This is a genomic window from Edaphobacter dinghuensis, from assembly GCF_014640335.1.
In the GTDB taxonomy this organism is placed as follows: domain Bacteria; phylum Acidobacteriota; class Terriglobia; order Terriglobales; family Acidobacteriaceae; genus Edaphobacter; species Edaphobacter dinghuensis.
Window position 1 is genome coordinate 813,024 of sequence record NZ_BMGT01000003.1, and the last position, 22,251, is coordinate 835,274.

The 22,251-nt window shown below is 57.3% G+C and carries 20 protein-coding genes and 2 tRNA genes; 15 read left to right on the forward strand and 7 right to left on the reverse strand.

What is annotated here, in order from left to right; all coding sequences use genetic code 11:
- Positions 1 to 50: 50 nt before the first annotated feature.
- Positions 51 to 626: a hypothetical protein gene (locus IEW09_RS15210; RefSeq protein ID WP_229739349.1), complete on the forward strand. Its 576-nt coding sequence runs from the start codon at positions 51 to 53 to the stop codon at positions 624 to 626.
- Between the two features lie 135 nt (positions 627 to 761).
- On the opposite strand, the gene IEW09_RS15215 is transcribed toward IEW09_RS15210, so the two are convergent.
- Positions 762 to 838: transfer RNA gene (locus tag IEW09_RS15215), tRNA-Arg, on the reverse strand.
- A 320-nt stretch (positions 839 to 1,158) separates the two neighbouring features.
- On the opposite strand from IEW09_RS15215, the gene IEW09_RS15220 reads away from it, so the two are divergent.
- Together IEW09_RS15220 and IEW09_RS15225 are read left to right on the forward strand one after the other, a co-directional pair.
- The gene (locus IEW09_RS15220; protein WP_188555034.1) at positions 1,159 to 2,970 is read left to right on the forward strand and encodes a hypothetical protein; all 1,812 of its coding nucleotides are present in this window, start codon (positions 1,159 to 1,161) and stop codon (positions 2,968 to 2,970) included.
- Between the two features lie 134 nt (positions 2,971 to 3,104).
- Complete coding sequence (locus IEW09_RS15225; RefSeq protein ID WP_229739350.1) at positions 3,105 to 3,806, forward strand: PEP-CTERM sorting domain-containing protein; 702 nt, start codon at positions 3,105 to 3,107, stop codon at positions 3,804 to 3,806.
- Between the two features lie 111 nt (positions 3,807 to 3,917).
- Here IEW09_RS15225 and IEW09_RS15230 read toward each other — a convergent pair.
- A tRNA-Arg gene (locus IEW09_RS15230) sits at positions 3,918 to 3,994 on the reverse strand.
- 34 nt (positions 3,995 to 4,028) lie between these two features.
- Positions 4,029 to 4,295, reverse strand: a complete 267-nt coding sequence (locus tag IEW09_RS15235; protein ID WP_188555035.1) for a hypothetical protein — start codon at positions 4,293 to 4,295, stop codon at positions 4,029 to 4,031.
- Positions 4,296 to 4,338: 43 nt separating this feature from the next.
- Between IEW09_RS15235 and IEW09_RS15240 the strand changes: the two genes are divergently transcribed.
- On the forward strand, positions 4,339 to 4,935 hold the full coding sequence (locus IEW09_RS15240; RefSeq protein WP_188555036.1) for an HAD family hydrolase: 597 nt from the start codon (positions 4,339 to 4,341) through the stop codon (positions 4,933 to 4,935).
- A gap of 120 nt (positions 4,936 to 5,055) precedes the next feature.
- On the opposite strand, the gene IEW09_RS15245 is transcribed toward IEW09_RS15240, so the two are convergent.
- Positions 5,056 to 5,544: a TlpA family protein disulfide reductase gene (locus IEW09_RS15245; RefSeq protein WP_188555037.1), complete on the reverse strand. Its 489-nt coding sequence runs from the start codon at positions 5,542 to 5,544 to the stop codon at positions 5,056 to 5,058.
- 30 nt (positions 5,545 to 5,574) lie between these two features.
- Here IEW09_RS15245 and IEW09_RS15250 point away from each other — a divergent pair, with 30 nt between their 5' ends.
- The 5 genes from IEW09_RS15250 (at position 5,575) to truB (ending at position 9,093) form a co-directional block, all read left to right on the forward strand.
- Positions 5,575 to 6,648, forward strand: a complete 1,074-nt coding sequence (locus tag IEW09_RS15250) for a glycosyltransferase family 2 protein (protein ID WP_229739351.1) — start codon at positions 5,575 to 5,577, stop codon at positions 6,646 to 6,648.
- A gap of 83 nt (positions 6,649 to 6,731) precedes the next feature.
- Complete coding sequence (locus IEW09_RS15255; RefSeq protein WP_188555038.1) at positions 6,732 to 7,142, forward strand: 6-pyruvoyl trahydropterin synthase family protein; 411 nt, start codon at positions 6,732 to 6,734, stop codon at positions 7,140 to 7,142.
- Positions 7,139 to 7,561: a 6-carboxytetrahydropterin synthase gene (locus IEW09_RS15260; protein ID WP_188555039.1), complete on the forward strand. Its 423-nt coding sequence runs from the start codon at positions 7,139 to 7,141 to the stop codon at positions 7,559 to 7,561. The genes IEW09_RS15255 and IEW09_RS15260 overlap by 4 nt, the downstream gene beginning before the upstream one ends.
- Before the next feature lie 13 nt (positions 7,562 to 7,574).
- Positions 7,575 to 8,183, forward strand: a complete 609-nt coding sequence (gene folE, locus IEW09_RS15265; protein WP_188555040.1) for a GTP cyclohydrolase I FolE — start codon at positions 7,575 to 7,577, stop codon at positions 8,181 to 8,183.
- A 34-nt stretch (positions 8,184 to 8,217) separates the two neighbouring features.
- Positions 8,218 to 9,093 (forward strand): tRNA pseudouridine(55) synthase TruB, encoded by an 876-nt coding sequence (gene truB / locus IEW09_RS15270; RefSeq protein WP_188555041.1) that lies wholly within the window; start codon positions 8,218 to 8,220, stop codon positions 9,091 to 9,093.
- Positions 9,094 to 9,106: 13 nt separating this feature from the next.
- On the opposite strand, the gene IEW09_RS15275 is transcribed toward truB, so the two are convergent.
- Positions 9,107 to 9,817, reverse strand: coding sequence for an arylesterase (locus IEW09_RS15275; protein ID WP_188555042.1), 711 nt, complete (start codon positions 9,815 to 9,817; stop codon positions 9,107 to 9,109).
- Between the two features lie 61 nt (positions 9,818 to 9,878).
- On the opposite strand from IEW09_RS15275, the gene IEW09_RS15280 reads away from it, so the two are divergent.
- The 6 genes from IEW09_RS15280 to IEW09_RS15305 all read left to right on the forward strand — a co-directional run bounded on the left by IEW09_RS15280 (position 9,879) and on the right by IEW09_RS15305 (position 20,831).
- Complete coding sequence (locus IEW09_RS15280) at positions 9,879 to 10,586, forward strand: ABC transporter ATP-binding protein (protein ID WP_188555290.1); 708 nt, start codon at positions 9,879 to 9,881, stop codon at positions 10,584 to 10,586.
- A 2-nt stretch (positions 10,587 to 10,588) separates the two neighbouring features.
- On the forward strand, positions 10,589 to 13,171 hold the full coding sequence (locus IEW09_RS15285) for an ABC transporter permease (RefSeq protein WP_188555043.1): 2,583 nt from the start codon (positions 10,589 to 10,591) through the stop codon (positions 13,169 to 13,171).
- A 254-nt stretch (positions 13,172 to 13,425) separates the two neighbouring features.
- The gene (locus tag IEW09_RS15290) at positions 13,426 to 17,241 is read left to right on the forward strand and encodes a TonB-dependent receptor (RefSeq protein ID WP_229739352.1); all 3,816 of its coding nucleotides are present in this window, start codon (positions 13,426 to 13,428) and stop codon (positions 17,239 to 17,241) included.
- An 87-nt stretch (positions 17,242 to 17,328) separates the two neighbouring features.
- Positions 17,329 to 18,561: a glycoside hydrolase family 88/105 protein gene (locus tag IEW09_RS15295; protein ID WP_188555045.1), complete on the forward strand. Its 1,233-nt coding sequence runs from the start codon at positions 17,329 to 17,331 to the stop codon at positions 18,559 to 18,561.
- Positions 18,562 to 18,618: 57 nt separating this feature from the next.
- The gene (gene galK / locus IEW09_RS15300; RefSeq protein WP_188555046.1) at positions 18,619 to 19,794 is read left to right on the forward strand and encodes a galactokinase; all 1,176 of its coding nucleotides are present in this window, start codon (positions 18,619 to 18,621) and stop codon (positions 19,792 to 19,794) included.
- Positions 19,791 to 20,831: a UDP-glucose--hexose-1-phosphate uridylyltransferase gene (locus IEW09_RS15305; protein ID WP_188555047.1), complete on the forward strand. Its 1,041-nt coding sequence runs from the start codon at positions 19,791 to 19,793 to the stop codon at positions 20,829 to 20,831. The genes galK and IEW09_RS15305 overlap by 4 nt, the downstream gene beginning before the upstream one ends.
- Positions 20,832 to 21,127: 296 nt before the next feature.
- Here IEW09_RS15305 and IEW09_RS15310 read toward each other — a convergent pair whose 3' ends face one another.
- Complete coding sequence (locus IEW09_RS15310) at positions 21,128 to 21,316, reverse strand: hypothetical protein (RefSeq protein ID WP_188555048.1); 189 nt, start codon at positions 21,314 to 21,316, stop codon at positions 21,128 to 21,130.
- 373 nt (positions 21,317 to 21,689) lie between these two features.
- Positions 21,690 to 22,130, reverse strand: a complete 441-nt coding sequence (locus tag IEW09_RS15315) for a DUF6526 family protein (protein WP_188555049.1) — start codon at positions 22,128 to 22,130, stop codon at positions 21,690 to 21,692.
- Positions 22,131 to 22,251 lie beyond the last annotated feature (121 nt).

The following is a 22,251-nucleotide window of genomic DNA, read 5'->3' on the forward strand; positions in this document are numbered from 1 at the left end:
TTTTGGTGTGTTCACAATACTGAGGGTGGCTTGGGAGATGCTGTTTGGATATGTCAAGAATGAAGTGCGGTCTGTTGCTATTTGTGGTGGCGCTGTTGGCTGCTGCTGGGGTTGCCTGGGGTCAGAATGAGGTTGCACTGCAGCCGCCGGCTACGATTTTGATCATTCGTCATGCAGAGAAGCTGACCGATGGGCGACAGGACCTTTCGCCTGTGGGATATCAGCGGGCTGCTGCGTTGCCTAAGTTGTTCGATGGCTCGCGGTCTGATCTGCCCGTGCCGCAGGTTCTGTTTGCGACGCATGTGAGCAAGCACTCGAACCGTCCGGTGGAGACGATTACACCGCTGGCGGCGGCTTTGAAGCTGCCCATCGACAGCACGATTATGGATGACGATTATGATGCGCTGGCGAAGGAGCTTTTGAGTGGAAAGTATGCGGGGAAGGTGGTGCTGGTGGCGTGGCATCATGGAAAGATTCCGCAGCTTGCTGCCGCTCTGGGAGCGCAGCCGCCCTACACGCCGTGGCCTGCCGAGCAGTTCGACCGGGTTTGGCGGATCGACTACAAGGATGGGAAGGCTATATTGACGGATCTGCCGCAGTCGTTGCTGCCGGGAGATTCGAAGTAGTTTTTTGAGAAGAGAGATAGCGCAGTGGAGAGACAAAAAATACAGGGACCTCTCCACTGCGCTTCGCGATGAGCCTGCATGGCTACGGTCGAGATGACGTATTTTTAGCGGTTAGAGAAATTTGAGGGGGAGAGATGGTGCGCCCGGAAGGAGTCGAACCTCCGACCTACTGGTTCGTAGCCAGTTGCTCTATCCAACTGAGCTACGGGCGCACATTGCGTGAATGCAACTTTCAAAGAATAACGGAAATTTGCAGTTAGAGCAACCCCACATCGCTGCTGCTTTTTCCTGATGCTGTATTTGCAGATGGAGAGAAGGAGCAAACCTCCGACCTGGTTCGTAGCCAGTTGGATGTGCGGAATGCATCACATACCAGAACCTTTGTGCCTGCAAGTATGATGGGTCACATTGTTGGAGCTCTCTACGCGTTCTGTACGCTAGGCGTGTGCGGCAGGACGGCAAGGGAGATGAAAAAGAGCGACGAAGATCGCCGAAAGATTCCAAGGATTGCTAAGGTCTCCAAGGAGCAGCAATGAAACGCATTTTCTCAATTCTCTTTCTCTCGCTCTGTTTTGCTAGCGCTGCTCATGCGACTACCTGGTACGTGCGTACTGATGGCGGCACGGCCACCGAGTGTACAGGGAAGACGAACGCTCCCTATCCGGGGTCGGGTAAAGGAAAGGCATGCGCCTACAACCATCCTTTTTATCTGGTCACCAACAATACGGACGGCTCTAAGTTTGCCTGGAAGATTGCCGGAGGCGATACCGTCCAGTTTGAGGACGTAGGCCCGTACTACATCGGGCAGGCATTGAAAGGCGTTGGACAATCGTGGCTGGCCTGCGTGGGGGACAATCTGGATTGCGTGCTTCCTGCTCTTCCTGCTGGAACCGCAGCAAAGCCCACCAGATTTTTAGGAAAGAATGCGGGAAGCTGTCACACCGCCGGGCATACGGGAACGTTGAATCCTACCCAATGGATCGGGCTCAATGCCGATTTCTGGATGTTGAGCATCATGGATACGTCCAACGTGGATGTGGAGTGCTTCGACTTTACACAACCTGATCAGTGCTCGATGGGAGGAACGGGGTTCTTACCTCACGACCAGATCTGTTCTAACGGTGCCAATAATTTTGTGAAGCACGGTCTGATGCTGAGTTATCTGACCGGGCAAGGGCCGTCGAACGCGAAGGTCGCAGACCTCTCGATCCATGGGCTTGGAGGCGAGGCCATCAGTGGCGGCAAGATGAACAAAGCAGCCGGAGATGTGATGAACCTCACGGACATCTATCTGTATGGCAATGGCGGAGCTGGGTTCGACTCAGATGCCGGTGGGTGCGGAAACTCCTGCGAATCGGTCGGCACCGTCAACATCGCGCACTGGGTGGTGAACTGGAACGGATGTGTCGAGGTGAAGCCCAACGGCGGAACCATCGGCGGGAAGGGCTATACCGATTGCACCGACCAGTCTCATTCAGGGTATGGCGATGGCTTTACCATGATTGCTGAAGGCAACAGCACATGGAACATCTCCGACATCTCTGTGAATTGGAATACGCAGGACGGATTCGATGGACTGCACATGGGGGATGATCCGACTACGACTCCCCTCGTCAACATCTCGCGACTGAGCGCCCAGGGGAATATGGGGCAGCAGATCAAAACGGGTGGAGACATTACGCTTCGCAATAGTTGGGTCAATACGAACTGCCGCAGGCTGGCTTATCCGTTCGCAGATAATCCGGCAGACTACAACAAGGTCTTAGGCGATTTCTGCCGTGCCGGCCCGATTGGAAATGCCATCCAATTGCTCGACGGGCGCTATGCCATCATTCAGAACAACACTACGCTGGGTTATAGCCATACGATGTGGGCCTTTCTATGTGTCGAAGGGCAGAAGTGCGGAAGAGGAACGAAGGTCGTCTTCCAGAACAATCTGAACTATGGAACGCAGGACCCTAACTCGGGCGACATTGCGACACCGGCCGGGCTCTATTTTGGCGAAGACCAGTTTGCGATTACAAACCCATTCGCGAATCCGGGCAGCGCGATCGATCATAATCTGTGGTTCGGAGTGCGCGGAACCGGGCCGTTCAGAGCCTGCCCTCAGGATATCCACGAGAAAAATGCAGTGTGCAAAGATCCTTTGCTGATGGGTGAGGTGCAGACGGGGAAGGAGCAGGACGGCCTTACTCCGTTTCCCCGGGCAAACAGCCCTGCGCTGAAGGCGGGTGCGGCGATTACAGGAATCACTGCCGACTTTACCGGTGCGCCGCACTCTACGCCACCGGCGATTGGCGCCTTTTCTTCCCCGGCTGGAGCAGGCTTGCAGTCCCATCGGTGATCGTTCGGGCTCAAGCGGCATGCCATGACCCGTATCGACCTTGTGGGAAGATTTGTTCCTAATAACTACCTATCAATTGCATATATGAAGCGCATAGCCTCGGTTGGCATAAAAATCCAACTGAGGTTCCTTCGATGCGTTTAGCCGTCAGTTTCCTTGCCGCAGCAGCCTTGACTCTTGTGCTTACCCCCGCAGCCTTGGCGGACAGTATTCAACTTACGGTTAATTCGAGCTTATTGGTTAATGTATCGAGTCCAGATGATAATTTCTGGGGTCAATTTGTTAATGTCTCTTCAGAACCGTACATGTTGGGTCATCCAGAAATTAATTCCGCGGCTTCGATACCGTTTTCAAATATCTCAGTGCTTGTGCCGGATGGCAGTTTGATTACCTCAGCCGTTATGAGTATTGCTGTACAAACGAATACATTCCAAGCTGGCACCGGGATACTGGTGGCTAAAGGAGCGTTTGGATGGGTTATCGATCCTTCCATTCCATCCGTAGCACCTGTCTTTTCTTCGGCGAATGTGGACGCCATCGTAGACGACGCCTTCTATAATCATGAGTTAATTATCAATGGCAATGAGGTTTCAACGAATGTCCAAGATGTTGACCTCGATCTCAGTGGTGTTATCTTCCCGAATGGCTATAGCGGAGGAACTAACTGGGCTGGTTATATTGGAGGCTCCGGACAGGTGGATATTCCATACACCGTCCAACTGGATGTCACGTATACACCCGCACCCGTTCCTGAACCATCCAGCGTAGTTTTGCTCGGCACCGGTCTGCTTGGCCTTGCGGGAGTTGCTCGACGCAGGTTTCTCTCACGAGCGTAGGAGAGAGTGAATTATCTTTCTTGCGCTCGCTGAAGTTTGTGAAGTAGTCCTAATTTCGTACATAACAAACGAAAGCCCCTCATTCCTGAGGGGCTAACTTATTGATTCTTGTGGTGCGCCCGGAGAGATTCGAACTCCCGACCCTTTGGTTCGAAGCCAAATGCTCTATCCAGCTGAGCTACGGGCGCACATTGAAAACTAAAAATAATAATTGCTGCGAAGCTATTGTGCTGCCGTGGGCTCCGGCTCGGGGAGCGGAGGCGCGAACATGGGCATGGTCTCGACGATGTCGAGGCCAGCGCGGCGCAGGAGCTGGTGGATGACCGGCTCGGTGAGGCGGGTGGCGTCGTACTCGATGCGGACGGTCCTTTCGGCTTCGTTCAATGCGATGCGACGAACGCCGTAGACTTCGCGGATTTTAGCGATGGCAAGGGTAGCGGCCTCGGTGGGCGGCACTCCGTAGCGGTACAGAACATCAAGCTGGGTCATGCATTGATGATAGCAGCGGGCCGGGCTACGTAGAATTGAAGATATGGGGATTTCTCTGGTTGAGGGCACGTTTGCGGGGCTGATCTTTGATTGTGACGGGACCCTGGTGGATACAGCTCCGGCACATTGGGCGGCTTTGCAGGTGGGGCTTGATGCGTATGGGCTGACAGTGGCAAAGGAGTGGTATTACCCGAGGGGCGGCCTTACTCCCGATGCGCTGATGGATGACTATGAGGTTCTGTTGGGCAGGCCGGTGCCGCGTGAGGACATCCTTGCGCGACATCGGGCGGCGTTTCAGGCGGGATTACAGGGTTTGCAGGAGGTCAGGGTGGTTGCAGAGATTGCGCGTGAGTGGCATGGCCGGGTGCCGATGGCGGTGGCCTCAAACGGGCGCAGGCAGAATGTCGAAGCTAGTTTGACAGTGACGAAGCTGCTGCCGCTGTTCGACTATGTCGTGACGGCTGAGGATGTGGCGCGGGGGAAGCCCGAGCCGGATGTGTTTCTGGAGGCTGCGCGCCGGATGGGGGTTGCCGCTGCGGATTGCATTGTGTTCGAAGATACTGATGAGGGGCTTGAGGGTGCCCGCAGGGCGGGGATGCGCGGGATTGATATTCGCGAGTACTTCATGCCGGTGCGGTGAGGTTGTGAGGTTTGTGGCTGCGATAACGGCAAAATACAGGGGTCTCTCCACTACAGCGTGCGATGAAACTGCACGCCTCCGGTCGAGATGACGTAGTTTTCTTCGTGAAGACGTGGTGCTCTAAGAGGCCAGATCCTTCAGGTAGTTCATGATCTCGGGGCTGGTCCAGTCCTGAGCGGAGACGAACTTGCGGCGGATCATGCCGTTCTTGTCGATGACGTAGCTCTCGGGGATCTGCAGCGTGCCGTAGAGATGGTTGATGCGGGTGGAGGGGTCGCGGACGGTGGTGAAGTCGATGTGATGCTGGACGAGAAAGCGGCGATAGACCGCGTCGTCCTCGTCCTGGCTGACCGCGAGGACGGTGATGTTGGGCATCTGCTGCTGGAGCTTGATGAGGCTGGGAAGCTCGTCGAGGCATGGCGGGCACCATGTGGCCCATAGGTTGAGGACGACGACGTGGCCGCGGTACTTGCTGAGGTCGATGGTCTGGACGCCGTCGCTGACGGTGAACTGGGGCGCGGGTATGCCGATCTCGTGGGGATGACTTCCACGGTCGCATCCGGCGACCAGCAACAATCCAAGGACTACGCCTGCCCAGACTTTACGCACATTACGCTCCACTTCCTATAATACAAAGTCGTGAACTCAAGTGAGCTTGATCTTGAATTGAAGCCTGCGGCTGCGGAACTTTTGCTGTCTGTGATTATTCCTGCGCGTAACGAAGAGAGCGTACTGGGTGCGTGCCTGGCGTCGCTGGTGCGACAGTCGGAGCCGGGTTTTGCGCTCGGGTCGCAGTGGGAGTTGATTGTAGTCAATGATGACTCCACCGATAGAACGCGAGCGATTGCGGAGGGATATGAGGGCGTGGTGGTGATGGACGCGCCGCCGCTGAATTTGAATGGAGCCGGTGTGTTATCGGGCAAATCGAATGCGTGCTGGGCTGGCGCGCAGCGAGCGCGGGGAAAGCGGTTGCTGTTTACCGATGCGGATACGCTGCACGAGACGGGCGATCTTTCACGAGCGCTGCATGAGATGGAAAAGTATAAGGCGACGCTACTGTCGTATTCGCCGCGACAGATTGTGACCGGCTTTTGGCAACGGGCGGTGATGCCGCTGGTGTTTTCGGAGTTGGCGAGTGTCTATCCCATGAAGCAGGTCAACAATCCCGAGTCTGGTCTGGCGGCGGCGAATGGGCAGTTTTTGATGGTGGAGCGCGACGCTTATTTTCTGGTGGGCGGGCATCGGGCGCTGGGTTCGACGGTGCTTGAGGATGTGGCACTGGCGCACAACATTAAGAGCGAAGAGAGAACGATACGTTTTCGCTATGCGCCCGATGCGTTGTCGACGCGGATGTATCGCAGCACAGCGGAGATGATGGAAGGGTGGACGAAGAACCTTGCGCTGCTGTTTCCGCGGGCGATCTATCTGGCGGCGTGGCGGGTGCTCGATGTGCTGCTCTTCTTTGGCCTGCCGGGGCTGGCGGTGGGAATGTACTGGCTGCAGCCGTGGCAGCGGGGCGTGCTGTGGCTGCTTTGGGTGCGAACGCTGTGGCGGTTTTATTCGCGGGTGGCGCGGTCGAACTTTCCTGCATCTGATGTGGTGATCTCGATTCTTGGGGTTCCGCTGTTTGTGTATCTGTTGGTAAAGAGCGTGGTGGACCACAAGGTGAAGAAGTCGGTTGCGTGGAAGGGGCGCACATATAGCGGCGGATAGGTTTCGTATCCGCTCTTTGCGGCGGATATGATTGAAGGATGTATCCGTGCGGCTGCGCGGAGCGTCTAATAGAAAGAACAACGATGATCTTACTTACTCGCAAGGCCGAGTTTTCTTCCGCGCATTTTTATTGGAATGATGCGTGGTCCGCTGAGGAGAACCAGCGGGTCTTTGGCAAGTGCGCCAACCGCAACGGGCATGGGCATAACTACACGCTTGAGGTTACGGTTGCCGGTGAGGTCGATCCGGTATCGGGATTTGTGGTCGATCTGAAGCAGTTGAAGGACATTCTGGAACGCGAGGTGGTCAGCGTATATGACCATCGACATCTGAATCTTGAAGTGCCGGAGTTCGCGAAGAAGATTCCGACGACGGAGAACATCGCCATTGCGATCTGGCAGCGGCTCGATGGCAAGATTCCGAACGCGAAGCTGCACAGGGTTCGGGTGTATGAGATGCCTGATCTGTTTGCCGATTTTTATGGTGAGCGATGAAAGCCTATCTTTCACGGCGATATCATTTTCCGGCCTCGCACCGTTTGAACAGCGATGCGTATGACGCAGAAGGGAACCGGGCTGTGTTCGGCAAGTGCAACAATCCGCACGGGCACGGGCATAACTACACCGTGCAGGTTACGGTGAGCGGAGAGGTCGATCCGGAGACGGGGATGGTTTGCAATCTTGCTGATCTGGATGCGTTTGCGCAGGCGAATTTCATTGAGCGTTTTGACCACGTGAATCTGAACACGCTCGATTGCTTTCGCGAATCGGTTTCGACTACGGAGAATCTAAGTATTGAGGTCTACCGTATTTTTAGTAGCTTTACTGCCGCTCATCTGGAGCGGGTGCATGTCGAAGAGACGAGCAATAACTCCTTCGATTATGCGGGTGGTATAGATCCCGGTTTTATCTAAAGGAAGGTTTCTTATGGCAGGCACGTCGGCCACACTTGATTCCGTTTCGCTTGAAGCTGCTTCGACGCAGGAGCTGTACCGCGAGTTGCTGCGCCGCATGGGCGAAGACCCCGATCGCGACGGCCTGGTGCGTACACCGGAGCGTATGGAGAAGTCGATGGCCTTTTTGACGAAGGGCTATGCGATGGATGTAACCGAGGTCCTGCACGATGCGCTGTTCGATGTGGACTACGACGAGATGGTGATCGTCAAGGACATCGAGTTTTTCTCGCAGTGCGAGCATCATCTGCTGCCGTTCTTCGGCAAGGCGCACATTGCTTATGTGCCGAATGGCAAGGTGATCGGGTTGAGCAAGATTCCTCGGCTGGTCGACGTCTTCTCACGTCGGCTGCAAGTGCAGGAGCGGCTGACGAAGCAGGTGAGCGAGGCGATTCAGGATGCCATCAATCCGCAGGGCGTTGCGGTGATTCTGGAGGCGCAGCACTTGTGCATGATGATGCGTGGTGTGGAGAAGCAGCACTCGTCGACGGTGACCTCGGCGATGCTGGGTGTGTTCAAGGAACAGATGCAGACGCGCAATGAGTTTTTGTCGTTGGTGCGGCGGCAGGGAAACGGAATTTAGCGAATCGACGTTTAGCAACTAGACTGGGAGATGAATGAACGGTCTTCTGGTATTGGATAAGCCTTCGGGGCTTACGTCGCATGACGTTGTAGCTATTGTTCGCCGGGCTACGGGCGAAAAATCTATCGGACATCTCGGCACGCTGGACCCTATGGCAACCGGGGTTTTACCGCTGCTGCTGGGCAAGTACACGCGGCTGGCGCAGTTCTTCGGGCAGGCGGAAAAGTATTATGAGGGTTCGATTCGCTTTGGATTTGCGACGGACACCTTTGATGCTGAGGGAACTGCGGTAGGCGATCCGCAGCCGCCGACGCGCTCGCTTGAGGAGCTTCGCGAGTTGAGCAAGCGCTTTCGTGGCGAGATCGATCAAGTGCCTCCTGTTTACTCTGCGAAAAAGATCAATGGAGTTGCGGCGCATAAGCTGGCTCGTGCTGGGGTTGAGGTTGCGGTGAAGCCTGCGCGGATTACGATCCACGACTTCAGGCTGCTCGCGTTGCAAGGCGATGTTGCGACGTTCGAGATGCATGTGTCGGCCGGTGGCTATGTTCGCTCGGTGGCGCACGAGTTGGGGCAGCTTGCAGGATGCGGCGCGCATCTGGCTTCGTTGCGGCGGACGCGGGCCGGTTTGTTCACGCTGAAGGAAGCGGTGACGGTGGAGCAGTTGAAGCAGGCGAGTGGGCCGGAGGAGATTGCGGCATTGTTGCCGCATCCCCGGACGCTGCTGCCGGAGATGCCGTCGGTGACTGTCGATGAGCAGATGGCAGGGCGGCTGCGGAATGGAATGCAGGTGAACCTGCCGGAGTTCTCGCAGGCTCCGCTGGTGAAGGTGTTCACCAGTCCGACGGACCTGCTGGCGATTGTGCGGCGTGTGGCAGGGACGCTGATGCAGCCGATTGTTGTGATGGGCTGATCGTTTCTTCTGGCTACTTCTTCTTCAAAAGAGGCAATACCAGAGGCAAGACGTTTTTGGCTACGATCTTGTTTCCCTCTGCGGTGGCGTGGGTCTGGTCGGCCTGCATCATGCCGGGCGTGCCGTAGACGCCTTTGAGCAGAAAGGGAAGCATGGGAACTCGATGCTTCTTTGCCAGCAGTGTGTAGGTTGCGTCGAACTGCTTGATGTAGTCGGGGCCGTAGTCGGGCGGCAAAGTGATTCCGGCGAGCACGACCTTTGCGCCGCTGGCCTGTAGCGTGGTAACGATCTTGTCAAGATTGGCGCGGGAGTCTGCGATGGGCAGGCCGCGCAGGCCATCGTTGCCGCCGAGTTCGACAACGACGACGGAAGGCTTGAGCGAGAGAATGTGGTCGAGGCGGTCGACGGCGTCTTTGGTGGTGTTGCCACTGATGCCCTCGTTGACGACGCGGTAGTGATAGCCACGCGCGTCGAGGTCAGCTTGCAGAAAGTCCGGGTAGCTGTTGCCGGGGTCGGTTCCGTAGCCCGCGGTGAGGCTGTCGCCGAAGCAGACGAGCAGGGGACGGTTGTCGGGAGCTACTGCTGGAGGTGGCGTGGCGGGTTGCGGCTGTACAGTGGAGACTGCGCTGGTGGGCGAAGGTTGTGGCGCGGGTTGGTCTGACTTGCATCCGCACATGCCTGTGGTGACAGCCGCTAAGATAAAGAGAACTTCAATCTGCCGCATACGTATCAAATTATCAGGAGGAGCGACGCCGGTGAATGCTATGGAAGGCAGGACGGCTTCGATGGTCCAGGTGGACGGGTTGCACAAGTCGATCCGCAATGGATCGCGAACGGTAGATATTTTGAAGGGTGTGGACTTCTCCATTCCGCAGGGCCAGTTTGCGGCGATCATGGGGGCGTCGGGCAGCGGCAAGTCGACGCTGTTGGGGCTGCTGGCAGGGCTCGATACGCCTAGCTCCGGCGATGTGCGGCTGAATGGAATCGCGATCAGCTATCTGCCGGAGGACAAGCTGGCGCAGGTGCGGGGAAAGACGATTGGATTTGTCTTTCAGTCGTATCAGCTGATTCCTACGCTGACGGCGCTTGAGAATGTTCTGCTGCCTTATGAGCTGAATGCGGGCGAGACGCAGGACGGCCTGGCGCGGGCACGTGAGCTGCTGACTAGTGTTGGGCTGGGCGACCGGCTGGGGCACTATCCGGTGCAGCTCTCGGGCGGTGAGCAGCAGAGAGTGGCGCTGGCGCGGGCGTTTATTCTGCGGCCTCCGATTGTGCTGGCCGATGAGCCTACGGGAAATTTGGACAGCACCAATGGACAGCATGTGCTGGAACTGTTGTTGAACCTGAATCGGAAGGAAGGCACGACGCTGGTGCTGGTGACACACGATGCTGCGCTGGCCGCCTATGCCGACCGCAGGATTACGCTGCGGGATGGCTTGATTGTCTCCGACGAGACTGGTCGCAGCGCGACCGCGTCTGTGGAGAGCAAGTAGCGATGGCGGGGCTCTCGTACCGCTCGGCTATACGGATTGCCGCACGCGAGATGCGTTCGTCGCGGGGCAAGTTTTTCTTTGTCATTCTCTCGGTTGCAATTGGTGTTGCCGCGCTGACTGGTGTTCGCGGATTTTCTTCTTCGTTTCGCGCGACGCTGCTGACGCGGGCGCGCAGCATTATGGCGGCTGACGTCTCCGCAAGGATGTTTGAGCAGTCGACGCCGGAGCAGCAAAAGGGGTTGGACGCGATTGCCGCCGAGGGTGTGGAGACGACGCCGGTGACGGAGCTGCTGTCGATGGCGAGCTCGCCGAAGACGCTCGATCCTCTGTTGGTCTCGCTGAAGGCGGTCGATCCGGCGATGTATCCCTTTTATGGGACGGTTGAGCTTGCTCCTGCGGCTGCGTTGAAGAGCGTGCTGACGGCCAACAGCGTCGTGGTTGCGGACGATCTGCTGGTGCGGCTGCATATGAAGGTTGGCGACGATCTGAAGATCGGCAACAAGCTATTCCGCATCGCTTCGGTCGTCGTAAATGAGCCTGATCGGTTGTCGGGAAACTTTGCCGCGGGGCCTCGGGTGTTGATCTCACGGGAGGGGCTGGATGCGAGCGGTCTGCTCGCTCCGGGAAGCCATGCAGGGCAGCGATTCTTGTTCAAGCTGCCTGCTCCGCGCGACGGCAGCGCGATGCCGGATGCTAAGGTGGCAGCGTTGCGGGATCGCCTGGAGAAACTGCTGCCGGAGTCGCGGGTGATCGACTACCGCGAGACCAATCCTGCGCTGACGCAGGGGCTGGACCGGGCAACGAACCTGCTTTCGTTGATGAGCCTGGTGGCGCTGATTCTGGGTGCGATCGGTGTCGGCATGGCGATGCGGACCCATCTGCAGCAACGGCTGGACACGATTGCGATTATGAAGTCGCTGGGCGCAAGCTCCGGACAGATCATGAAGATTTACCTGTTGCAGACGCTGTTGCTGGGGCTGCTGGGAGGCGTGATCGGTGTCGCGTTAGGCGTTGGGGTGCAGATGGCATTTCCACATCTGCTCGCGGGCTTGCTGCACATGCAGACCGAGATTCATGTGCAGGGCCGCACGGTGCTGACCGGGCTTGGAGTAGGTATGCTGACGACGCTGCTATTTACGCTGCCTCCCTTGCTCGATATTCGCGGCGTGCGTCCGGTCCTGATTCTGCGAAGAGCGGTCGAGGAGAGCGACGATCCGTTTGTGACGGCGGTCTTTCGCAAGCTGCGCAAGAACGGCGTACAGGTGGGAGCTGCCATTTTAATTCTGGCAGGGCTGGCGGCGATTGCAGCGACGCTGACCGATTCTGCGATGGTGGGCGGAGTCTTTTCGCTGGGGCTGGTCTCCGTGCTGGCGGTTCTGCTGGCGGCTTCGGCGCTGGTGCTTGCCGGGCTGAAGCGCTTGCTGAAAGGGACACGGCTGAGGCTGCCTTCGGCGGTACGGCACGGGCTGGCGAACCTCTATCGTCCGGGTAATCCTTCGGCGGCTCTGCTGGCTGCGCTGGGTCTGGGCGTGATGCAGATCATGACGGTCTACTTTGTGCAGCAGGCCGTAGTGCGCGAGCTGCATATCAGCAGCGCGCCGAATCTGCCCAACGTCTTTCTGGTGGATATTACGCCGAGCGAGATTGACGGCGTGCGCTCCCTGCTGAAGGCGCAGCCGAGCGTGACCGCTCCGGCGGAGATGATGCCGGTAGTGTCGTCACGCATCATCGAGATCGACGGCGTGGCAGTGAGCCAGGCGAAGCTGAAGAACTTTCCCAAGCGGATGCTGCAATCGATCTCGCTGACCTGGGCGACGGCCCCGCCGCCGGGAACCAGTGTTACTGCAGGCAAGTGGTGGCAGGCGGCAGAAAGATCTCCGGTAGTGGCGGTGAATGAGCGGGATGCAGAGCGTCTGGGAGTGAAGGTCGGGTCGCACCTCACCTTTGCCGCGCAGGACTCGCGATTTGTCGCAACCGTTGTGGCGTTGACCAAGGCGGACGGGCAACACGCTTATTCGCGGGCGTCGTTTTTTCTGCCGCCGCCTGTGCTGGCAGGGCTACCGGCGGTTTGGTACGGAGGTGTCCACGCCGATCCGGCGCGAGTCGGGGAGTTGCAGCGGGCCCTTTACAAGAGCTATCCGACGGTGACGGTGATCAATGTTGCCCAGGCGTTGGAGACAGTGCGATCGGTGGTGATCCAGATCACGTATGTGATCCAGTTTCTGGCGGCGTTCTCCATCTTTGCGGGCATCGTCATCCTTGCCAGCAGCATCGCCGGGACACGGTATCGCAGGATCAGGGAAGTAGTGGTGCTGAAGACGCTGGGAGCGACACGGGGCCGGATCGCGACGATCTTCTCGATCGAGTTCGCGGTGCTGGGCCTGGTTGCTGGGATAGTTGGTATTACCTGTGCCAACCTGATCGCGCGAGTTTTGTTGCATCGAATGCAGATTGTGTTCCATTGGCAGTGGGGATGGTCGGCCGTGGCTCTGGTGGGAACGGCGGCGCTGACGGTGGCGACAGGGTGGATGGCCAGCCATCGAATCCTAGGCCAGAAGCCTCTGGAAGTTCTTCGAGAAGAATAGTTTAGGTTGTCTGTGCTGAATTCCATTAAGTCGTGATGTGCGTGTTTCTATAAGTTGGAATAATTTTTCTATTGACATTCATTTCTTCGCTCCCGTAGATTTCAATGCGGCTCGACAATTCCCAAATTGATCAGACCAAAAACAGAGGACGAGCTACATCATTTTCAAGGAGATCCCCGGGGATGCGATTTAAAGGCATGTTGCGCATACAGGACTTAGTCCAAGCAAGTTTGGCCAGATGGATGGGAGCAGGAGTGCTTCTGGCTGCATTCGTTGGTTGCCTGTTGTTGGTTGAACCTGCGATGGCCCAGACAGGCGGTCAGGGTGCGATTCAAGGTACTGTTACAGACGCAACCGGGGCTGTTGTGCCCAATGCGACGATTACGGCGAAGAACCAGGACAGTGGCGTCGTCACGACACGCGTATCTACCTCGGCCGGTGTCTACAATATCAATCCGATCATCCCCGGAACCTACAGCGTGAGTGTGACCGCTCAAGGATTTCAGTCGTTCAAGCAGCAAAACCTGGTTGTAGACGCCTTGAAGGTCACCGGCCTCAACGTAACGCTCACCATCGGCAACGCCAGCGAGACGGTTACGGTAACAGAAGCCCCGCCTGCGCTGGATACTACCAACGCTACCCTTGGCGGCGTCATCGAGAATTCAACTTATACGAATCTTCCGCTTCAGATGAACGGTCAGCAGCGCGATCCGACGGCGTTCGCCACCTTGTTGCCGGGAGCACAGTCGCAGGGCAGCGCGCGCGCTCCGATCATTGGTGGAACTGGAAACTACATTGCCGAAGTTTATGTCGACGGTCTTCCGACCACCACAGCCAATCAGCAGGGTGATAATCGCGTTGTCTCGAACTCGATCCCGGTCGAAGCTGTCGACCAGTTCCAGGTACTGACCAGCGTTCCCGGAGCAGAATATCAGGGCGCGGGCGCGTTGAACTTCACCATCAAGTCGGGCGGCAATCAGTATCACGGTACTGCCGCGGCCTATGTTCGCAATACGATCTTCGACACCTGGGGCTTCAGCGCCCCTGCCCTGACGCAGAAAACTGCTAGCGGAAGTACCGTTCAGGCTCAGAAGCCGGTTGAGCATCAGAATGAGCTTGTCGGAGCCGTAGGTGGTCCTATTCCGTTGACTCATAAGAAGGGCTTCTTCTTTGTGACCTATGACAAGTATCACGGGCGCAATGGAATCAACCCAAATACGCTTACCGTTCCTACTGCTTTGATGCGTACCGGCGACTTTACCGAGCTGTCCTCGACTGTGCCGGTCATCTATGATCCCTCTACCAACTCCTGTACTGCAAGTGGTTGCACGCGTCAGCCGTTCATGGGCATGAAGAACGGTATTCCCACGCTCAATGTCATTCCTGCCAGCCGCCTCTCTCCCATTACCCAGTACATGCAGAAGTTTTTGCCTGCTCCAACCAACGGCGGCATCGTAGGTAACTACCTCGGTGGCGTTCCTTCGGGATACGACAACTGGGAGTTTTTGAGCAAGGTTGACTACGATCTCACCCCTTCACAGCGTCTCTCGGTTGTGCTGACGCTTGGCAGCCGCAAGAATGTTCCGTTCACCGTTGGCGGAACACCGGCAGGCGTTGTTCTTCCGCTGCCCTACACGGCTGGCGGTTATGCAACCATCAAGCCGACCATCATCGACCTGGAGCACTCCATCGTCATCAAGCCGAACCTGGTCAACCAGCTCAAGTTCGGCTTCACCCGGTTCTCGCAGCCGGTTGAGTCGCTGACCGATGGCATTGCACCTTATCGTGCGGCCGCTGATATCGGAATCACCAATCTGCCAGCGGGACAGGCATCGGACGAGTTTCCCGGTGTGACATTCAATGCAAGCACGGCTTATCCAACGGTTCAGAGTAACTGGACTTCGAATGGTGCATCGGGCGCGACCCAGACGACCGTTCCCAATGCCTTTACTCTTGTGGATAACCTACAGTGGATCAAGGGCAAGCACTCGATGACGTTCGGCGTCCAGATGCAGTGGCTGCAGGACAACGTTGCTGCACAGCTTGGGCCTTCAGGCATCTTTACCACGACGTTTAGCCCGAACGACACGGCGAACTACACCGGTACTACGCTCGACAGCACTAAGTCCGGCTACTCCTATGCCAGCTATTTGTTAGGTGCTATCAATAGTTCTGCTACGACGATTCAGGCATTCTCTGAAGAAGGCGGACGCTACCGTCCGATCTCTCCTTACTTCCAGGACGATTGGAAGGTAAACAACAAGCTCACGCTGAACCTTGGTCTGCGGTATGACTTCTTCCCGCCATACCGCGAGGTGCAGGACCGCTGGAGCTATCTCAACCCAACCAAGATCAACCCTGCTACCGGAACGCCGGGTGTGCTCGAGTTCGCAGGTCATCGCGGAGCGGACATTAGCTGCGAGTGCAGCACTCCTGTGCACACCTATATGAAAAACTGGGGGCCGCGTGTTGGGTTCTCCTACTCTGTCAATGACAAAACGGTTGTCCGTGGCGGCTATGCTCTGGTGTTCTCGCGGGCAGGCGGCGTGGGTGGACGTGGCGGAGCCGGCAGCGGAACTAGTCAGGCCGGCTTTACCGCCAACCTGGTTTTGCCTGCGGCACAGACGACGGGAGCCAACGCGGGACCTTCGTATTACCTGAACAGCCAAAATACGGACTTCGGAGGAGCTGGATATCAGTTGACCTCGCCTGCAGCGCCCAGCGCCGCAAGTCTGATCATCGGAACGGGTAACTACATCAATGGTTCAGGCAGCGTGCAGACGGCAGGCGGCGCTCCTGGCTATGCCGATCCTTATCTGTCCGGCCGTGCTCCCGAGGTAAATTTCTATAACTTCGGCATCGAGCGCTCCGTAACTAATGACCTGACGTTGTCGGTGAACTATGCCGGCAGCAACGCACACTTCCTTGCGACCGGATCGAATGCTCGTGGTTACTGGGCGGGTCAGCTTGATCCGGCGTATCTGGCCGGACTGGGCGCGGTGCGCGCTTCGGATGGAAAGACTCCAATCCTGAACGCTCCTGCAACGGCTGCAAACGTCGCCATCGCGCAGACAGCGATGCCGGGAATTGCTGTACCCTATGCTGCCTACACGGCTGCTGCGGCCAAGAGTTCGGCCGCTACGGTTGCCCACATGCTTACTGCATTCCCTCAATACTCCGGAACCACGGATACCTGGGGTAACGTAGGAAACGTTAGTTATAACGCGCTTCAGATCTCGTTGAACCAGCGAGAGTGGAAGGGCCTCAGCTACACACTCAACTACACGTACTCGAAGAACCTTGGCGATGACAACACCTTCCGCAGCGGTTTCAATATCCCGGCAGCGGCGATGTCGAATGGCGTTGCCTATCACCAGGGCCGTGCTGATCGCTCCTACACGACAGTAGCCGTTCCGCAGAATCTTGCAGCGTACGGCGTCTACAAGCTGCCGTTCGGCAAGGGTGGTATAGGCGGAGACAACTTCCTGGTACGGACGCTCGCGGGCGGATGGTCGTTCTCGAGTATCTTTACTTACGGCTCCGGCGTTCCTCTGGCGGTTACCTATGCGGGTTGCACCGCACCTGGACAGGGTCAGTGTATGCCGGACCTGAACCCCAACTTCAGCGGATCGGCTCGTAAGAACGGTAGCTGGGGCAAAGGAATTACCGCAGCCACATTGGGTGCGGCGCCAAGCAAGGGTGGTACTCAGTACATCGATATCAACGCCTTCTCGGTTCCGACCAACTATGGAACGACTGCATCGGGTCAGACTGCTATCACTAAGATCGGCGATGCCCCACGCTCCGCACCGTACCAGTTGTGGAACCCAAGCACCTACGAGCTTGATGCAAGCGTTCGGCGCAGCTTCAATCTCACGCCCGAGCGTGTGAAGTTCATCTTCGAGGTTGATTGCTTGAACGTGCCCAACAAGAACACGTTTGGCGGAATCTCGACGGCATGGGTCGATCCAAACGCGAGTCCCACGGCTGCAGCCAACTCCAACTTTGGCTCAGTCGGTTCCGCAAGCGGAAAGCGAGACTTTCAGTTTGCCGGTCACGTCAACTTCTAATGTTTTATGTAATACCCTCCAGGCGGGTAGTCGCGCTGTTTGCGTCTGCCCGCATTTTTTTTGCAGTCTGACTTAGGAGAGAGAAAAATGGGTCGTTTTAGCTGGAAGTATGGCGTGGTTGTTCCGGTGCTGCTGTTGAGCGTTGGCTTCGGCGAGAGCGTGGCGCAGCAGGTGTCTTATGAGCATGCGACCGCGAAGCAACTGGCGGGAATTGCCAAGGACAACTCGCGGCACTTTGGCGACGATCCGGACGATCCGGGGCCGTTGGCTACCGATCTCTCTTACAAAATCTCGCCTGAAGCCGTAGGCAAGGCCATGCGCAAGGTTGCCGACTGGCAGCTCGCGCGGTCTCAGCCATATTTTGATCGCATCTGGACGTGGAGCATCTTGTATAGCGGATTTATGGCGACCTCGGAGTCGCTGAACGATCCGAAGTATCGCGATGCCATGATGGCGATGGGAACGAAGTTCGACTGGAAGCTGCGCTCGCACCTTCCGAATGCGGACGATCAGAGCGTGGCGCAGACCTATCTTGAGCTTTATCTGTTGAAGAAGGACCCTGCGATGATGCAGCCCACTCGCGATGAGCTGGATGCTGTTCTGGCCGCGCCGCGGATGTCGAAGATTCCGGGCAAGGAGTTGCCGTGGTGGTGGTGCGATGCTCTGTTCATGGCTCCGCCGGTTTGGGCGCGGATGTACGCGGCAACTGGCGACCAGAAATATATCTCTTATCTCGACGAAGAGTGGTGGAAGACCTCGGACCTGCTGTATGACACCAAAGAGCACCTCTACGCCCGCGATGCCAGCTACCTGACCAAGACCGAGGCCAATGGGCAGAGGATGTTTTGGGGACGTGGAAATGGCTGGGTAATGGGCGGCATCGCTCGGACGCTCGAGTATCTGCCGAAGGACGATCCGGCGCGCCCGAAGTACGTGAAGCAGTTGCAGGAGATGTCGGCGCGCATCGCTTCGTTGCAGGGCAAGGACGGGATGTGGCGCTCGGGGCTGCTTGACCAGAGCAACTACGCGTTACCGGAGATGTCCGGTTCGGCCCTGATGACCTACGCGATGGCGTGGGGAGTCAACGAGGGAATTCTCGACAGGAAGGTCTATCGTCCGGTGATTGAAAAGGCCTGGGCTGGGATGTTGCACCATGTCTACGCCGATGGTCGTTTAGGCTGCATCCAGCAGACGGGAGCCGAGCCTGCTCCGTTCAAGGCCAGTTCGAGCTATACCTACGGCGTCGGAGCCTTCCTGTTGGCAGGAAGTGAGATTCGGCGCATGGACAGCCATTCTTCGGCGGGTAAACGCGTACATTGAAGTCCATTTAGGTTGTAGGATGAATATGTCTTGCAATTTAAAGTTCGGGTGCTGTAGATGAAGCTGGATGAAGTAGGTGTGCTGCGTGTGCATCGGCAGCGGTTTGGGCAGGATGGGCAGGCGTTTGGAGCGCCTGCACGCGTCAATTTAATCGGAGAGCACACGGACTATACGGGCGGCTTTGTGATGCCCATGGCAATCGACTTCAGTACGGTTGCCACTATCAGTCCACGCGACGATGGACGTGCCGTCTTTTATTCGCTGAACTTTGACGAAGAGGTTTCCTTTGAACTCGCCTCTCTCGGCCGGACTCCGCGAGGGCACTGGAGCGACTATCCGCTGGGGGTGGTTTGGAGCCTGGCCCAGGAAGGCGTTGCCGTAAGCGGCTTTAGCATGAGCCTCGCCGGTAACGTGCCCGTAGGTGCTGGTCTGAGCTCTTCGGCTTCGTTGGAGGTTGCCACCGCGATGGCTCTGATGGCGCACGCGGGCAGGGAGCTTCCGCTGAAGACGGTGGCGACGCTATGCCGCCGGACAGAGAACGAGTTTGTCGGTGCGAAGAGCGGCATCATGGACCAGTTCATCGTAGCTGGCGGCGTTGCTGGACGCGTGATGCTGCTCGATTGCCGTTCGCTCGAGTTCGAGCTGCTGCCTTTGCCGTCTGAGGTGCGAGTCGTGATCTGCAACTCGATGGTGCAGCATGCGCATGCGGGCGGCGAGTATGGCGACCGGCGCGATGAGGTCGAGGCTGGACAGGCAGTTTTGCGGCAGTTGCGTCCGGGGATCGAGTTGTTGCGCGACGCTACGCTGGCAGACCTTGAAGCCTGCAAGGACAAGATGAGCGCGACGAGTTTTGCGCGTTGCAAACACATCATCAGCGAAAATGCGCGGGTGATGGAGGCGCGTGAGGCTTTGCTACATAGTGATGTCAAGCGGTTTGGCGAGCTGATGGTCGAGGCACATGCAAGTATGCGTGACGACTTCGGGGCCAGTGCGCCGGAGGTGGATACGCTGGTGGAGATTGCGGTGCGGCAGCCGGGTTGTTTTGGCGCTCGAATTACGGGCGGCGGATTTGGCGGATGCACGGTGAACCTGGTTGAAGCGGACAAGGTCGAATCGTTTGTCGAGGCGGTACGCAACGAGTACAAGGCTGCTTCCGGTATCTCGGCGAATTGTTTTGTCAGCGCTCCGGTGGACGGCGCGTTGGCGATGGCGGCGAAAGGCGGTGCACGATGAATCCATTAGCGCAAAAGAATCCTCATCGCCGGTTCAACCCATTGAAGCAGGAATGGGTGCTGGTTTCGCCGAACCGCACACAGCGGCCTTGGCAGGGGCAGATGGAGAAGCCCGTCGTTGCGGCGGCCCTGCAGTATGATCCCGATTGCTATCTTTGCCCGGGCAATGTTCGCGCGGGTGGTGCGCGGACGGACAAGTATACGAGCACGTATGTCTTCGAGAATGACTATGCGGCGTTGAAGCTCGACGCCCCTCGCTTTTCAAGCGATGAGGAAGGCAAGGGAATCCTGGTCGCCGAGGGCGAGAGTGGTGTGTGCCGCGTGATCTGTTTTTCGCCGCGGCATGATCTGACGCTGGCGAAGATGTCGGTGCCGGAGATTCGGAAGGTGGTTGATGTTTGGGCGGAGCAGTATCGTGAACTCGGCTCGCGGGACGATATCTCTTACGTTCAGGTCTTCGAAAACCGCGGTGCGATGATGGGCGCGAGCAATCCTCATCCGCATGGACAGATCTGGGCGAGCCGGTCGATCCCGAATGAGGTCGTGCTGGAGCTGCGTGGGCAGGGCGAGTATCTGCGCGAGCATGGCTGCTGCCTGCTTTGCGCTTATCGCGAGCTGGAACTTCGGCTCGGCGAGCGGGTGATTGCTAAAAACGACAGCTTCGTTGCCGTGGTTCCTTACTGGGCGGTCTGGCCGTTTGAGGTGATGATTCTGCCGCTGCGGCATATCGCGGATGTAGAGGCGATGACCGATGCAGAGCGCGATGACTTTGCCGCGATCCTGCAATCGGTGACCTCGACCTACGACCGCGTCTTCGATACACCGTTTCCTTACTCGATGGGTCTGCATCCCCGGCCCTCCGATGGGGAGGAGCATCCGGAGTGGCACTTCCATGCGCACTTCTATCCGCCGCTGCTGCGGTCGGCCACGATTCGGAAGTTCATGGTCGGCTATGAGCTTCTGGGATCTCCGCAGCGGGACATTACTGCGGAGAGCGCGGCTGAGGTGTTGCGTCAGGCGGCTGCACGGGCGGTTTGAAGTACCCCCACTGGGTACTTTAGTCTGCAAAGTCTTGATTCGATAGACTTTATTTTTCAAAGTATTGATTCTATGAGACTTATTTTTAAACTATTCTTATTGAACAAGTTAGGCCCAGCTTTTGGCTGGGCCTTATTGTTTCTGTATTGTTCCAGTTTAGCAAATCGGGTGAAACTGTTTTGCAGCTTTTCCAAGTCTATTTGGTTAGCGATAAGCTTTTTATTTTGTTTAGTTTATTGCGAATTGCCATGAGGATTTAGCCGATTGAGGGCTTGACATCCTTTTCGCGCACCGCTTCATGCGGCGCAGAGCCACGAATCTTCCTCCATGACGGGAGAAGCCTGCTTCTCTTGCTTGAATGGCGTGCCTCGAAGGCTCTCGATCCAGACGGCGGTGAGGGGAGCGTTCGGGCCTGTATGGGATGGCACCCAGACACACCGGAGTGTGGCGATATGTTGATGGATTCTGTTTGTTGTCTGCAGCATGATTCCTCCTTCACGCATGGCAACGTCCAGGTGCGAGGAGGCACGCCGGGCCATGCAGATCAATTGATTCTTGGAGGGCAGGAGGAAAAAACTCCCACTCGCCGGGTTCTGGTTAGATCGACCCGCGCAGCAAGTGAGAGGCTAGGAAAAACTAGTCGCAAACCGGAAGTACGCAGGAAGAGATCGCCTCCGAGCGACTCGGAGGCTCGTGTTTGCTTGAGCTTTCCATAGATCCTTTCGCAAAGGGGTTGTACCCCCTATGGGTTTTATACTATACCCCGGGTGGGTTTAGTCAAGGGCCCGAATTGCCGGAAGATTTGATCCACGCTCGTGCGTGCATTTTGAGATGAGTCGCTCGAGTAGAAGGTGCGGCTCAGATGCGGAGGTCGTCGGCTCGCCAGTTCTCGATGGCTTGTTTGATTGCTTTGGGTTCGAGGTTCTGGGTGAGGGTGCGGCGGGCGAGCGCGGGCAGCTCGGCATCGGAGGCGAAGCGAAGAGCGATGAGCTGGGCCGTGGTGAACTCGCCGATGTGAGCGCGCTCGTCGGGCGGCAGCAGTGTGGCCAGCCGGAGGCGTTCTTCGAGGCGGATGATGCGGTCCTGCGCTTTGACCGCCTGCATTCTGCCCAGCAGCGCCATCAGGATGAAGGCGATGGACATGACGACCCACCAGTGGAAGAGGTATTTGTGCGCGGGGTAGCGGTGGACGGTGTCGTAGATGGAGAAGAAGAGATTGATGACAAGGATCGGCATCAGGACAAAGTGAAAGGGCGGGAAGCGGCGCTTGTGGTTCTTGTAGTTTTGCGGCTCGGCCATGATCGGTCCTTTCGGCGATGAGAGTGAGTCTGATGCAGAGGTTGCAGGACTCCGAGGGACGAATCAGCATAACATTCGCGTGTGTTTTAAAGGTTGATCCGGGTGCGCCATAGTTGGCTGC